Source organism: Microcoleus sp. MON2_D5, assembly GCF_036701905.1.
Taxonomy (GTDB): domain Bacteria; phylum Cyanobacteriota; class Cyanobacteriia; order Cyanobacteriales; family Microcoleaceae; genus Microcoleus.
This window is the reverse complement of the sequence record NZ_JAUBRM010000116.1, coordinates 1-15,574: the sequence shown is the minus strand read 5'-3', so window position 1 is coordinate 15,574 and position 15,574 is coordinate 1. Positions and strand designations below refer to the sequence as shown.

The window sequence follows — 15,574 nt, the reverse complement described above, 5'->3', positions numbered from 1 at the left end:
AGTTTTGTCTTGTTGTTGAGTCAGGAATACCCTTAATCTAGCGCCCATATATTGAGTTACCTCAGTAGATGTATTCTTTTTCTTTACTTATTTTAACATACTTCGGGTTTTTTGCGCCGACCTACTTAGCACAAATCAACTTTTCTGAAGTACCGCCTTTAGATGGTTTCCCTGAGCGCGGAATTTTGCAGTTTTATATAGCCGACGATGACCTATATGGTTTAGATTTAGGCACTTCCGCCGATTTAGATAATCCCACAGCCGAAGACAGATTCAAAATAATCTATTTTCCTCAGCCAGACTTCCAAGTTGAAAACATCATTACCAATTATGATTTTTTGCCGGAACTAGAAAATTTTCCTGTTCATGGCTGTTGCAGCTTGCAATTTACTAAAAAATATGCGCCGATTAGTACCAATGACTACCAATTTATTGAACTATTAGGAGAAGAAATTAACGAGTTATTTATGAACCATGAAATTGAGGATGAGTACCGAGAAATCTCGAATTACTTTGGTCATAAAATAGGTGGTTATCCTTATTTTACACAAGACGACGTAAGAAAATATAGTAGTAACTCCGATCAAAAACAAAAGCCGGACATTCTTCTATTCCAAATGGATACCGATTGCTGCAATGAGACAGTAGAGATCATGTGGGGAGACAGTGGTGTAGGTAACTTTTTTATTGATGAATCAGCACTCAGAAAATTAGATTTTAGTAAAGTTTTATACAATTGGGATTGTTGTTAAAAGCAGCAGTTAAGTAAGCACACCTAAAAAAACATAATACCCAGAACCCCGACTTCTTTAAGAAGTCGGGGTTCTAACAGATTGAAGAGTGTTTGACTATGCCCAATGCCCAATGCCCAATGCCCTAAACCTGAGGTTTGTGCACCACCACGGGTGTTCCCACTGAGGCCCATTCAAATAGCCATTTAGCGTGATTGACAGCTACATTTGTGCAGCCATGAGTAACGGGATTGCCAAACAAATTGTGCCAGTAAGCGCCGTGAATTGCCATGCCTCCGTCGTAATACATTGTATAGGGAACGTCGGGCACGTCGTAGTCCGGCCCAGTCATTCTAGTAACGCGGTGTTTGGTTTCAACGGCAAAGGTTCCCGTGCGGGTGGGAGTCGATGATTTGCCGCTGGAAATAATCACCGCGTAAACGGGTGTATTTCCTTCCCAAGCTATTAACCTTTGTCTTGACAAATCTATTTCAATCCAGCGTTCGCTGGATTGCTGCAACAACATAATTTTATTGGCAATTATGTTGTGCTCTTCGCTGGCAAATGCTGTCATTGAACCGCCGCAGAATGTAGCAAAAGCCAGGGCGCAGCCGGCACAGAAAGTTCCAGCGCGGCGGAAGTAAATTGAGTTGATAATGCTGTTCATTTCTCACACCTCGTACTATTTTAGATTTTAGATTTTAGATTTTAGATTGGTTTGTCCTATGTTAGATTGTAGATTTGAAATGTTGGATTGGGAAAGAGGGCTTAACAAGTTGTTAAGTTTTGGGTAAGATCTCGTGCAATTTGGGCGATCGCGCGCCAATCGCGATTTTCCACTAAGTGTTTAGGAAATAAGTCTCCGGCTAAACCAACGGCGATCGCCCCGGCGTCTATAAATACTTTCGCATTTTCCAGCGTCACCCCGCCAGTGGGAATTAAAGGAATGTTTCCCAGGGGGCCTTGCAGGCTTTTCAGGTAAGCCGCGCCTCCCAAAGCCGATATCGGAAATACTTTAACGCAGGTAGCGCCTGCTTGCCACGCGGTCACAATTTCCGTGGGAGAAAAAGCACCGGGGACGATCGGCACTCCGGCGTCAACTGCTGTTTTAATCATCGCTACATCCGTGTGCGGAGTAAACAGAAATTGAGCGCCACAGTCTATTGCTTGCTGCAACTCTTCTAAGTTTAATAAAGTGCCGGTGCCAATACTAAAAGTAGGGAATTCAGACCGGACTTCCGCAATTAATTCAGCAGCTTTGTGGGTGTTCCAAGTAATTTCAATAAACTGGATTCCTCCGGCTGCTACCGATGATGCCATGTGCCGAGCGAGTTCTTTTTCGGAGGAGCGGATAACTGCGATCGCACGGTGTTTTTTTAGTTGTGTCAACCAAGATTGATGATTCATACAATTTTAGATTTTAGATTTTAGATTTTAGATTCTAGAATTGGGAACGCTCCCGGATTGGGAACTTGTATCATTGATTCATACAATTGGAAATTTTAGATTTTAGATTTTAGATTTGGGAATGCTCCCGAATTGGCAACTCGTCTCATTCTGACTCGCATATAATTTTAATACAGGTTACTAACTTCGATATATGCCAAATTACAATATGCTCCACGTTCAATTTTGAACGGAAAATCTAGGCAAAAAAACCGCTGCAATTGTTGACCTCAAAGAACACAGCGAATTTTTGGCTGAGGTTCTGGCTGAATGCCACGAACCGATAGACTTTCAGTTCTTAGTTGATTCTCAATGCTAAAAACTCGCGGTGCTGCTTGACTTCCAGTACCCAGACGAGCTCTGGGAGGATTTGAGGACTGTCGGATTATTGAATATAGAAAAGATGAAAGAAGATTTCCCTGGGAAGAAGTTAAGCGCCAGCTTCAGGAAAAAGGTAGGTGGAATGTCTGATTACTTGGTCATTCTTGAGATTCAAGCTAAAATCCCCAATTGAAAATCTAAAATCGATCGCACTCATAAAAAAATCGGGGCGATTCCAGACATTCCCAGAATCACCCCAATTATTGATTTCAAACTTTAGATTTCCTCGAAAATCCAATATCCAAAATCCAAAATCCAAAATTGATTAGGCGATCGTCGCCATTTTCACGTCGCTATTAGCTAACAAATTTTGCAATTCATCCGCATCCACAGTTTCCTTTTCCACTAGCATATCTGCCAAAGCATTAAGGACGTGGCGGTTGCCGACGAGTACATCTTTAGCGCGGCGGTAAGCTTGCTCTACCAACAAACGCACTTCATCGTCGATCGTCGCTGCGGTTTCTTCGGAGAAATCGCGTTCGGCCATGATATCGCGACCCATGAACATATTGCCTTGTTGGCGACCCAGAGCTACAGGGCCTAGCCGATCGCTCATTCCGAAGCGAGTCACCATTTGGCGCGCTACTCTTGCCACTTGCTGCAAGTCGTTCGACGCACCGGTTGTTACTTCTTCTTCGCCGAAGACAATCTCTTCAGCAATGCGCCCGCCCAAAGCTACCGCCATTTGATTTTGCAAGTAAGACCGAGAATACAAGCCAGAATCCATCCGATCTTCGCTTGGTGTGAACCAAGTCAAACCGCCAGCGCGGCCGCGGGGGATAATGCTAATTTTCTGCACGGGGTCATAATCGGGCATCAGCGCGCCGACTAAAGCGTGACCGGCTTCGTGGTAAGCTACCAAAGTTTTGCGCTTTTCGCTCATCACGCGGTCTTTCTTTTCCGGGCCTGCGAGCACGCGGTCGATCGCGTCGTTGACTTCATCCATCGAGACTTCGGTCAAGTTGCGACGGGCGGCTAAAATTGCTGCTTCGTTGAGTAGGTTGGACAAATCCGCACCGGTGAAACCGGGTGTCCGGCGGGCGATTTTTTCCAAGTCCACGTCTTTCGACAAAGTTTTGCCGCGGGCGTGAACGTTGAGAATTTCTAGGCGGCCTCCGAAGTCGGGGCGATCCACTACAACTTGGCGATCGAAGCGACCCGGACGCAGCAGCGCCGCATCGAGTACGTCGGGGCGGTTCGTGGCAGCAATCAAAATGATGCCAGTATTGCCCTCAAAGCCGTCCATTTCGGTCAGCAACTGGTTCAGGGTTTGTTCCCGTTCGTCGTTACCACCGCCCAAACCAGCGCCCCGCTGGCGGCCTACAGCGTCAATTTCATCGATAAATACGATACAAGGAGCGTTCGATTTAGCTTGTTCAAACAAGTCGCGGACGCGGGAAGCACCGACACCCACGAACATTTCCACAAATTCTGAACCGGAAATCGAGAAGAAGGGAACGCCTGCTTCTCCAGCCACTGCTTTTGCCAGCAGGGTTTTGCCAGTTCCGGGAGGGCCGACCAGCAGCACGCCTTTGGGGATTTTTGCTCCGACTGCGGTGAAGCGGTCTGCATTTTTCAGGAAGTCCACGACTTCTGCGAGCTCTAGCTTGGCTTGTTCGATGCCGGCCACGTCGCCGAAAGTCACCTGAGTTTGTGGCTCCATTTGGACTCTAGCTTTGGATTTGCCGAAGTTCATGGCTTGGTTGCCGGGCCCGTTTTGGGCGCGCCGCACCAGGAAAAACAGTCCGACCAAAAGCAGAATCGGGAAGAACAGGCTGCTGAGGGCTTTTACCCAGAAGCCTTCGTCGCTTTGGGGCAGAACTGAAATATCTACCTTATTTTTGGTCAGGATGTTCATCAGTTCGGGGTCGTTCGGCAGGTTGACAATCACCTTGTTGCCGTCTTGGGCTGTGACGAGGGCTTTGCTGCGATCGGAACTGATATTTATTTTGTCTACTCTCTTGCCTTCGACTTCCTGAATGAATTGACTGTACTTCCAAACTTCGCGGCTTGGGGGCTGTTTGTCAAAAAAAGCCGTTGCTAAGGCAATGACTACAATAGCCAGCAGTGCGTACAGGCCAGCGTTTCTCCAGCGTTTATTCACCGAGGTCGATCCTCCTAATTTTTAGTCCCTGTGATTTGGGAATTTTTATTTATGTTCATCAATCTTAACGTAATTGTAACTTGTTTTTGTGTGGTGAGGAATCCCGGCCATGCTGTGGCGGTCTGAGGTCGCGGGAACGGAACAGCCCTGGGCTGCGTCAGAAGATTCGGGTGTTGTCCTAATTTTTGGGTAGCCTATTACACTATAAGGCCTAATTTGTCAAGATTATCAAAAGTGATGGCGATCGCGTTAATCCCTTTTTCGGTTAAATAGCCATGCAGAAACCGGGTTGGTTGACGGAAATACTGCACTTGAGTCTTTAACAGGAGTGAAAAACCCGGTTTATGTGGTAGTTACGCCTAAGTTCTTTTAAACTGTTAGGTAAGGTAAAGTAGGACTGACCCAGAAACCCAGTGTGTTTACCACAAATCGTCATTTACCCCAATAGTCTGATCTCAAAAATCGGCTTTCTTTCGTAAGTTTTATTTCGTAACTAAATTTAACTTCAGGTTTTTTTTTAGAAAACGCATTGCCAGATTAATAACACAATGAATTAAGGAGAAAATTTTATCATGACTTCAGAAATCAATAAAATCATTCCCGCCGAAATTAAGTACGATCAATTTTATCAGGCTATTAAACAAATAGCCAAAGAAGAAGATATCAAAACCATTTTAGAAATAGGGTCATCTTCCGGTGAGGGAAGTACAGAAGCCTTTGTCACAGGAATTAGAGAAAATCCCCATCATCCTCAACTTTTTTGCATGGAAATTTCCCAGGCAAGATTTACCGCATTACAAAACAGATATGCTAAGGATGGTTTTGTAAAATGTTATAATGTTTCCTCAGTAGGAATGAATAAATTTGCTCAACAAAAAGAAGTTATTGATTTTTATAATTCTTACCAAACAGCACTGAATCAATACCCCATAGAACGAGTATTAGATTGGCTCAAACAGGACCTCAAGTATCTTCAAGATTCGGGAGTATCTCAGGCAGGAATTAAGCAAATAAAATCAGAAAATAAAATCATTTTTTTTGATGTGGTCTTAATAGATGGTTCTGAATTTACCGGGGAAGCGGAATTAGATGAAGTCTATGGGGCTAAATTTATCTTACTAGATGATATTAATACCTTTAAAAACCATAAAAATTACCATAAACTTCTCAAAGATCCTAATTATCAACTCTTATTGCAGAATGTTCATCTGCGAAATGGTTATGCCATTTTCCAGAAAGAAAAATTTGCGTTTAATGAAAAACAAATCGAACAACGGCTTGTACAAAGATTAGTTCGTCAAGGGATGACTGTTTTTGATATTGGAGCAAATATTGGTAACTATTCTCTTTTGTTTAGTAATTTAGTCGGACGTGAAGGAAAAGTATATTCATTTGAGCCGAATTCAACTACTTTTAATACACTTAAACAACGAACAGAAAATAAGCCGAATATTTTCCTGTTTCAGACAGCAGTATGGTCCGAGAATAAACTGATTGAATTTAATGAATTTCCTGATGAGTTTTCGGTTTGGAACAGCATCGGCAGACCGCAGATGGAAAATCCAGAAAATCCCCAGGAATATGTACCTATTGTAAAAAGCGAAACCGTTAGCGCGATTACAGTTGATTCATTTTGTCAAAAACATAATATTGAGAAAATAGATTACTTAAAAATCGATGTAGAAGGAGCTGAAAGTGATGTTCTTAATGGTTGCCTGAATCTTTTAGCAAGAAAAGCAATTGAGTTTATTCAATTTGAAATATCTCAAAAAATGTTAGAGGGAATGCAGCACACCGCCAAAGAAACTTTTGATTTCCTCATGGCCAATGGTTATGAGTGTCATTGTATAGAAAAAATAGAAAAAACGGGTGCGATTGGTCGAGCAGTTGTCAACTCTAATGCTTTCTATGAAAATTATATTGCATTTCCATCACTTCCCCTTCATTTCTTTACCATCGTTCTCAATGGTGAACCGTTCATCCGTTATCATATTGATGTCTTGAAAAAATTACCCTTTCGATGGCACTGGCATATTGTCGAGGGGGTGGCAGATTTAAAACATGATACGGCTTGGAGTGTAACTCTGGGCGGTAACATTTCTGATGATGTTCATCGCGACGGGCGCAGCCTGGATGGGACTACCGAATATTTAGAGGAACTGGCTCGTCTTTATCCCCAAAATATTAGCATTTATCGTAAGCCAGAAGGCAAATTTTGGGAAGGGAAACGAGAAATGATAAATGCTCCTATTGCCCGGATTTCTGAAGAGTGTTTATTGTGGCAAATTGATGTAGATGAACTCTGGACTTTTGAGCAGATTTGCCAAACTCGACAGATGTTTATTGAACATCCTGAAAAAACAGCGGCTTTTTATTGGTGTTGGTATTTTGTTGGGGAAAATTTAGTTATTAGCACTCGTAATTGTTATGCAAATAATCCTCAATATGAATGGCTACGCACTTGGCGTTTTAAACCAGGTATGGTATGGGCAACCCATGAACCGCCCCGATTAGCGGAACCCTTACCTAACGGTAAATGGCGTGATGTCGCGTTTGTTAATCCTTTTCGACATCAAGAAACCGAAAAAGAGGGGTTAGTTTTCCAACATTTTGCCTACGTTACCCCGAATCAGTTGCGCTTTAAAGAGCAATATTATGGTTATAAAAATGCGACTTCTCAATGGTTAAATCTGCAACAACAGACTCAATTTCCTGTCTTATTGCGTCAATACTTTGATTGGGTTAAGGATGAGAGTCAAGTCAATAGCGCGATCGCTTGTGGAGTAGAACCCCTTGCACAACGAGATATTAGTACAAAAGCTTGGCAATTTAAAACAGTTTCTCCTTTACCTGCACTAGCTGTTAAGCCGAGTCAAAAATATCCGACAATTCTCATTGATGGTGTATTTTTTCAACATAATAATACAGGTATTGCTCGCGTTTGGAAATCCCTATGGCAAGAATGGGCAAATACGAACTTTGCTCAACATATTATCATTTTAGATCGTAACGGAACTGCTCCAAAAATTCCAGGTCTTCGTTATCGTACTATTCCCCTTTACGATTATGGTAATACCGATCGCGATCGCGCGATGCTCCAACAAATCTGCGATGAAGAAAAAGCAGGTTTATTTATTTCTACTTATTATACAACGCCTTTGTCAACGCCATCGGTATTCATGGCCTATGACATGATTCCAGAGTTGATGGGACAAAATATTGGTCATCCCGAGTGGAGAGAAAAGCATTGCGGTATCCGCCACGCCTCTGCTTACATCACCATTTCGGAAAATACAGCCCGCGATTTAATTAAGGTTTTTCCGCAGATTTCTTCAAATTCTATCGCTGTAGCGCACTGTGGCATTGATGCCAATTTTTCGCCAGCCGATAGAGAAGAAGTTTCAGGCTTTAAGTCAAAATACAGCATTACCAAGCCCTATTTTCTTTTGGTAGGCGAAAGGGTAGGCTGGCATGGTTACAAGAACGGGATATTATTCTTCAAAGCCTTTTCTCAACTTGCCAACAAGTTTGACTTTGATATAGTCTGTGCAGGTGGCAAACCTGTATTAGAACCCGAGTTGAAATTGTACTGTTCTGGGAATACTGTCCACACGCTGCAACTAAGCGACACGGAACTGAGAGCTGCTTATTCTGGTGCTTCAGTGTTAGTTTATCCGTCGAAATATGAAGGCTTTGGGTTGCCAGTCCTTGAGGCAATGGCTTGCGGTTGTCCAGTCATCACCTGTCCAAACGGTTCGATTCCAGAAGTAGCAGGACAAGCAGCGGTTTATGTAAACGGGGATGATGTTATTGGGCTTGTCAATGCTTTGCGGGAAATACAGAAGCCCGCTGTCCGCAGCTCATTAATTGCGGCGGGGTTAGAGCAAGCTAAGAAGTTTTCTTGGTCGAAAATGGCTGCAACTGTTAGCTCACTTTTGCTTCAAGTAGCTGAGCGCCCACATTCGGAGAATCCTTCCGTTCAACAGCAAACTGATGCAGGCTTGCAGGGGGAATTAGGGAATGGTGAGAACTCCCAGCCTGTCCCGTCGGCTTTTAAAGTATCTGCGATCGTTTCTACTTACAATTCCGAAAAATTTATCCGCGGCTGCTTGCAGGACTTGGTAGAGCAAACGCTGTACAAACAAGGGGAACTGGAAATCATAGTGATTGACAGCGGTTCCCAAGAAAACGAACAGTCTGTTGTGCGGGAATTTCAAGCGAAATATCCGAATATTGTGTACGATCGCTCTTCGGATCGCGAAACACTATATGCAGCCTGGAACCGAGGAATTAAGATGTCGCGCGGAGTTTACATTACTAATGCTAACACCGATGACAGACACCGCCCCGATGCCCTAGAAATCATGGCGAAATACTTGGATGAAAATGCCCCAGTAAGTCTGGTTTATGCTGACCAATTAATCACCAGCACAGCTAACGATACTTTTGCAAAAACCCAAGCAGAAAAGGGCTGGAATTGGCCAGCCTTTGACTACAGCGAACTCGAACGGCGCTGCATTATTGGCCCCCAGCCGATGTGGAGAAAATCCCTGCACGAAAAATACGGCTATTTCCGAACCGAATTTAGGGCGGCTGGCGATTACGAATTTTGGCTGCGGATTGGCAAAACCGAAAATATTGTGTACTTGCCAGAAATTCTCGGTTTGTACTACGAAAATCAACAAGGTTTGCAACATTCATCGCCAATATCGTACCAAGAAACTCGGCAAATATGGGATGAATATGGGATCACCCGCCGAGGTGTAAAACCAGCCACTACATTACCTGTTTCAATCTCTCCATCACAGCTAAATGCCATGCCCTACCGCACCTCCGCAGAAACACTCGTCAGCGTAATCATTCCCTGCTACAACCACGCAACTTTACTCAGAGAAGCTGTTGAAAGTGTTGTCCGTCAAACTTATCCAAACTGGGAGTGCATAATTGTCAATGATGGCAGCACTGATGATACCAGCAACTTCGCCAATTATTTAATTAAACTGTATCCTCAAAAATCGCTTCGCCTCATAGATAAACCCAACACGGGACCCGCTGATTCGAGAAATGTTGGCGTTCAGCAGTCGTCAGGAAAGTTTATTTTATTCCTAGATGCTGATGATAAACTTCATCCCAAATTTATCGAGGAGTGCGTGGAAATTTTATTAGCAAAACCGAATGTGGGTTTTGTCTATACAGATGTGCAGCACTTCGGAGCAAATTGCGATTTAGTTGTTCACGGTGACTTTGATGTCAATCGCTTTTTGAGAGACAATCAAGCTCCTGCTACTTCCCTCTTTAGAAGGGAGATTTACGAGCAAGTAGGCGGCTTGAAAAAAGTGATGAAGCTGGGATGCGAAGACTGGGAATTTTGGGTTTCTGCCTATGAAAAAGGCTGGTTAGGCGATCGATTACCTAAGCCTTATCTCTATTACAGGCAGCACGGCGACGGCTCTAGCAGAACCCAAAAAATGGCTGGCGATCGCCCCAAATTAGACTTAATGAGAGCCACAATTATTCACCTCCACTCTCAACTTTACAAACCAGAAGAAGTGCGTTGGTCACAGCAAATTTTGCAGCAACACGGCAATTTAATAGCTAATGAATTAGTTGAATTTAACAAACCTGAAGAATTTTTAACTTTGCTGTCCCAATATGTAGGAGAGTATCAAAAAGACCAAGCTAATGAAGTAAACCTCGCTAACATCCGCCAATCCCGGCAGCAACTTGCCAATTATTGGCTGAATCTGCCTGCAGAACAACTGGCAAATGCCTATGGCGGTGATGCTGGTAAGGCGCATCAGCTATTGCTCAACAGTAACATCAAAGATGAAGCGCTGACAGATGCCGAAAAGACTGTTATCGCTCGACTAGCATCGCATCTCTCCCAGGGAATTAAAAATCCCAAAGATATTAACTACCTACTAGCAGCCGCCCTCTACCGTCGTGCAGATCAGTTACTGCTGAACTATGAAAATGCAGTTATACCTAATTGGTTTGTCAACGACTACCTCAAATTTATGTTTGCTGCGCCTACTCTCTTTCAAGAAATAGGAGAAGCTGACAATTATTGCCGGTATGTGCAGGGATGGGTCAGTTATTTGCATAGCAATATCTTCAAGAACCAAAACTCACAAGTCTGGCAGGAAATCGCCTCGTTCTTCACCAAAAGCGCTAACTTTATTCCTCTGTACTTCAATAGTGAAAATCTCAAGGATATATACACAAAGCGGGCAGATATTATTGAATATGCAATGAAAAATCGTGGCGCTGCGCTTGATTGCATTTTTCCGGCTAGACCTGCGAACCGACCGAAAATTCGCCTTGGTGTCCTGACTAAACATTTCGGGGCTATGACGGAAACTTTCGCTACCTTGCCAGCTTTTGAATATCTGAATCGAGAGCAATTTGAAATTATTTTATACGCTCTAAATCTCGACGGGAATAAACTAGAACAGTATTGTCAGAGTCGCGCTGACAGACTGGTTAAACTGTCTAATGACTTGCCAAGTCAAGTTCAGACAATCCGCGCTGATGATTTAGATATTTTGCTGATTGCTACCAATATTACTGCGGTTACTCATCCGATTAGTTTACTGGCGCTGCATCGATTGGCGCGGGTACAAACTACCTGTTTTAATTCTCCCATTACCACGGGAATGCGACACATTGACTATTACATTGCTGGTAAGTTGATGGAACCTGCACCTGAAGGACAGGAGCATTATCGCGAGGAATTAGCCACTATTGACGGGCCTGGCTGCTGTTTTAGCTATACCCTCGAGCCTTACACTCCTAACATTAATTTCACCAGAAATAGTATCGGCATTTCCGAGGAATCGGTTGTCTTTATTTCGAGTGCTAATTTGTATAAGCTAGTGCCGGAGTTAAGGGAAACATGGGCAAAAATTATGGCGGCTGTTCCTAATTCTGTGCTGTTTTTAATGCCCTTCGGCCCTAGCTGGACTAATCATTATCCTGGGGGGGCTTTTGTGAATAATATGAAAGCCGTTTTTGCTAAGTATGGCATTGAGAGTAATCGTTTGCGGGTGTTGAAGAGTTTTCCTAACCGTGCGGATGTTAAAGAAGTTTTGAAGTTGGGGGATGTTTATTTGGATTCCTATCCCTATGCGGGGACTACTTCCCTTGTAGATCCGTTAGAGGTGGGACTTCCAACGGTGGTTAGGGATGGCGATACTTTGCGATCGAGAATGGGGGCGGCGGTGGTACGATCGCTCTCTATGCCAGATTTAATTGCCAATAGCGAAGGATCTTACATTCAGCTAGCAGTTACTCTCGGCACTAATCCTGAACTTCGGCAACGCTATCGCCAGGAAATTCAGCAAAAAATGCAAGCTAATCCGGCTTGTTTTGACAGTGTGGCATACTCTGGGGCGATCGGCAAATTATTCCAAGAACTCTTTGGCAAATGGCAAACCAGCCACCTGGAAGCATCGCGCAACTTACAGGATAGCATTCCCAAGCAGCCAGATTTGGGCGAGATGCTCTCGAATGCCCTCAAGCTTTACCAAAGAAACTCATCAAACATCTCAGCAATATCCGAACTGCGTCAAATCCGCAAACAAATCGCTGATTTTTGGCTGAACGTTCCCGCCGAAAACCTCGAAACCGCCTACAGAAGCGCTTCAGGTAACAGCTATCAAATCCTGCTCAAGAGCGGTTTCCAACGTCAACCGATGATCGAAAGCGAACAAATATTTTTGCAGCAATTAACCCAGATTAGCAAAGGATTAGTGCATCCCAAAGCTGTCAACGCCTTGCTTGCCGCGATGCTGTATTTCCCACCGGAAACCATGCGAATTCCCGATGCTCGCAACCGTTTGCCGCACTGGTTAATTGAGGATTACGAACAAGTTTTTGAGAGTGAAGCCGCTGTCAAGTCTGATTCAACTTCTGACTTGTTAGCTCAATACATTCACTCCCCGCAATTTGGGAATCAACTGTTAGGATGCGTCAATCTTTACCGCATCGATCCGTCTGACGAATCGGTAGTTTTGGAACTCCGCCAAATCAGAAAACAAATGGCTGATTTTTGGCTGACTGTTCCTTCAGAGAAACTCGAAAGTTTTTACCGAGGAGAAGTTCGCAAGGGATATCAAGCAATACTTAGCTGCGGCTTGCAAGCAGAATCCATGACTGAAGCCGAACAGCAGTTTTTGCAGAAATTGACTGAAATTAGCCAAGGGTTGGTGCAGCCTCAAGCAATCAATGCTCTGCTGGGTGCGATGCTGTATTTTGTTCCGGGAAAAATGCGGGTTCCCGATGCTCGCACCCGCTTGCCGCAGTGGTTGCTTGAAGATTACGAAAAGGTGTTTGAAAGCGTATTCGCTACAACAGAACCAACACTTGTCAAACAAGATTATCTGCCGCAGTTTCTCAATCAATTAACTGCTGCCGTCAATCTATATGAAATCGATCCGACGGCTGAATTGGCAATAGCAGATCTGCGGCATATTCGCAAGCAAATGGCTGATTTGTGGCTGAGCGTTTCCGAGGAACAACTGGAACTTTTGTACCGGAGCGATTTTGGCAAGGGTTACAAAGCAATGTTGGGCAGCGGGTTTATTAACGAGCCGCTGAATGAGAGCGATCGCGAGTTTTTTAACTCGTTGGTTGCTGAGTTGAGTAAAGGGTTTGGAACGCCTAAAGCTGTGAATAATTTGTTGGCGGCGATGCTGTATTGTCGCGCTGGACAGTTGCGGGTTCAGGATGCAAATACTTGTTTGGCTCCGTGGTTGTTGGCGGATTACGAGCAGTTTGTTGGGGGTGCGGTGAAGGTGGCTGTGAAGTAAACGGATCGCGCTGGGCGGGCAGGGGCTCGCCCAGGCCTGTCTGGCGCGATGGATTAGGTAGGGAATTGGAAATTGATTTGGAAGGGCAAAAGAAATGCTTCAAATATATGGAAATTCTCTATTCCTCTGTTTCCACCAACTCTAAACCATTCTTCCAGTTTTTGCTTAATTTTGAATTAGTAATTATAGTCTTTAAATCATTTTTTATTATTTGTCTGACAGTTGGACTGTCTTGAATTCTAAGCTTCCAATTTTCTAGCCAAAATTCTTGAGGTAAACGTTTAATGATATCTAACACTTTTTGTTCAACTTCTTCACTTTCAAATATATCTAGTAAATCCATCTCCCAAAAATATAGCAATCGGTCAGTGATATACTCATTGAAAGCACTAATATTTGCCTTCGTCATAAATTGATGATTTTTTCCAAAAAGCTCTGGGTAATTTCCTTTCACCGCTCTCCAGGTTGCACAGAAAAACTCGATCAAGGAATCTTCATCATTTTCAAGCACTGTAAATGACTTACGAATATATCGCATTGTTTGTTCTATTGCAGTAATTGGCACTAGCGCATTTTCGTCTGTAATCTCTCTGTTATAAGACCACTCTAATAAATTTTGAAATGGGCTTGATGGAGAATCATTGATATACGTAAGTATCTGTGGCTTATCACCATATTTAACACGCGCTCGTGCAAGGCGTGTCTCAAGTTCATCTTCATTAAAATCTGCAACAATAGATTTGACATTTTCGGCTGAAACTCGTACTGCTTTATTATTTACTACAATAAACTGGAAAGCTTGTTCTTGACGAGTAGCATCTATTAAGCTAACAACAGTTATTGGTAAATTCTCTTTATCAAAATCAGACATACCATAAAGACGGTGCTGTCCGTCTACAATAAGTGCTGGTTTAGCATCCTCTTGTTCATTGCGTTCAAATGAAAACTCAATAATTCCCCAATCGAGTTGATTCTCACAGCCATTCAATAATATGTTTACAGGGTTTTCTAAGGAACTCTTTGTTTGAATAATACCTTCGCTAATTTCTTTAGTTAAAGATGTAAATTTTGCTTTGTCTGGATCAAAAGCTATAAGTATACTATTAGGAATTGTATTGATTGAACTAGCCTCTATAAATTTTGTAACTGCACTAGCTCTAGCTTTTCTTAGTACACGCTGCGCTCCTTTTTTGACATCTTTTATCCGTCGAATCCCCAACCATTCTTTCAAATCTTTTGCGCCTGCATTAAAAACAAAAAAACGAGTTACATTTTTATCGGTGCGCTGTGATATTAAACTGCCAAAATAACACTTATGTTCAGTCATAACTATCCCCTTATTTCGTGATGTTTTTCGCAATAAATCTCTATATTTAAGAAATGCCAACTATCATTGGAGTTTTTGCGTGCAAATTTTAACTTTCCAGCATCTGCTGGCGATTTTCGACAAACAGAACACTTAAATTCTGTTTTAGCCCATAAAGCCAATTCATATTCCCTCTTCATCTCAGTCGAAAAGTGTTCATCCTTTTTATCACTTACGAGACATATTTTTTCATAATGAAAATCGCTAGCATCTATATAATCTGACTTTTTACAATTACATTTTTGGCAAGCGACTTCAAGATTGAAATTATCACTTGAGCCGCCCATTGCTTTCGGCCATTTATGCTCCACTTGAACTGAGTTGTATGAATCTCCTATATCAAACTCCAGTTCGCCACCACACATATAGCAAGCCTTATTATTATTTCTGGCTCTCTTTCTTATTTCATGTTTAGTGCTCTCTGCTACTTGTGCATTTCTCTTATTCAAACACTCACGAAGTAAGACAATAATTCGTCCAATATGCTTTTCTGGGAAGTGCATATCATCCTTTAGGAAAGCTCTCAAATCTGCTATAAATTTTTCATCTCTTTTTTTACACTTCCTTTGAAAATAATCAGCAGTTACTATCAGTCGTCTCAATACATAGTTGATGGTGCTATTGTAAACTAAATCTATTAATTCTCCATCAGCTTGCAGAATATAGCAATCCTATATGAATTGTGAAAAGGCATCAAATCTTTTCAAGTTAGGAAAATTGAAAAGATTATATTTAG

At 42.8% G+C, this 15,574-nt stretch carries 7 protein-coding genes; 2 read left to right on the top strand and 5 right to left on the bottom strand.

What is annotated here, in order from left to right; translation table 11 throughout:
- Positions 1 to 68: 68 nt before the first annotated feature.
- A complete protein-coding gene (locus QUA47_RS27390; protein WP_333433090.1) occupies positions 69 to 752 on the top strand; it encodes a DUF1963 domain-containing protein in 684 nt (227 codons plus the stop codon).
- Positions 753 to 876: 124 nt separating this feature from the next.
- On the opposite strand, the gene QUA47_RS27385 is transcribed toward QUA47_RS27390, so the two are convergent.
- The 3 genes from QUA47_RS27385 to ftsH3 all read right to left on the bottom strand — a co-directional run bounded on the left by QUA47_RS27385 (position 877) and on the right by ftsH3 (position 4,662).
- The gene (locus tag QUA47_RS27385) at positions 877 to 1,398 is read right to left on the bottom strand and encodes a L,D-transpeptidase (RefSeq protein WP_333433089.1); all 522 of its coding nucleotides are present in this window, start codon (positions 1,396 to 1,398) and stop codon (positions 877 to 879) included.
- Positions 1,399 to 1,499: 101 nt separating this feature from the next.
- Positions 1,500 to 2,138 carry a bifunctional 4-hydroxy-2-oxoglutarate aldolase/2-dehydro-3-deoxy-phosphogluconate aldolase gene (locus QUA47_RS27380; protein WP_333433088.1) on the bottom strand — a complete coding sequence of 213 codons (639 nt, stop codon included), beginning with the start codon at positions 2,136 to 2,138 and terminating at the stop codon, positions 1,500 to 1,502.
- A gap of 685 nt (positions 2,139 to 2,823) precedes the next feature.
- Positions 2,824 to 4,662: an ATP-dependent zinc metalloprotease FtsH3 gene (gene ftsH3, locus QUA47_RS27375; protein WP_190733224.1), complete on the bottom strand. Its 1,839-nt coding sequence runs from the start codon at positions 4,660 to 4,662 to the stop codon at positions 2,824 to 2,826.
- A 572-nt stretch (positions 4,663 to 5,234) separates the two neighbouring features.
- Between ftsH3 and QUA47_RS27370 the strand changes: the two genes are divergently transcribed.
- Positions 5,235 to 13,472 carry an FkbM family methyltransferase gene (locus QUA47_RS27370; protein ID WP_333433087.1) on the top strand — a complete coding sequence of 2,746 codons (8,238 nt, stop codon included), beginning with the start codon at positions 5,235 to 5,237 and terminating at the stop codon, positions 13,470 to 13,472.
- A gap of 118 nt (positions 13,473 to 13,590) precedes the next feature.
- Here the strand turns inward: QUA47_RS27370 and QUA47_RS27365 are convergent, their stop codons facing one another.
- Together QUA47_RS27365 and QUA47_RS27360 are read right to left on the bottom strand one after the other, a co-directional pair.
- Complete coding sequence (locus QUA47_RS27365; RefSeq protein ID WP_333433086.1) at positions 13,591 to 14,799, bottom strand: DGQHR domain-containing protein; 1,209 nt, start codon at positions 14,797 to 14,799, stop codon at positions 13,591 to 13,593.
- Between the two features lie 2 nt (positions 14,800 to 14,801).
- Complete coding sequence (locus QUA47_RS27360) at positions 14,802 to 15,440, bottom strand: HNH endonuclease (RefSeq protein ID WP_333433085.1); 639 nt, start codon at positions 15,438 to 15,440, stop codon at positions 14,802 to 14,804.
- Between the last annotated feature and the right edge of the window lie 134 nt (positions 15,441 to 15,574).

Coding starts and splice junctions, on each gene's coding strand:
- QUA47_RS27390 (WP_333433090.1), top strand. CDS start 69: ATGTATTCTTTTTCTTTACTTATTTTAACATACTTCGGGTTTTTTGCG.
- QUA47_RS27385 (WP_333433089.1), bottom strand. CDS start 1,398: ATGAACAGCATTATCAACTCAATTTACTTCCGCCGCGCTGGAACTTTC.
- QUA47_RS27380 (WP_333433088.1), bottom strand. CDS start 2,138: ATGAATCATCAATCTTGGTTGACACAACTAAAAAAACACCGTGCGATC.
- QUA47_RS27370 (WP_333433087.1), top strand. CDS start 5,235: ATGACTTCAGAAATCAATAAAATCATTCCCGCCGAAATTAAGTACGAT.
- QUA47_RS27365 (WP_333433086.1), bottom strand. CDS start 14,799: ATGACTGAACATAAGTGTTATTTTGGCAGTTTAATATCACAGCGCACC.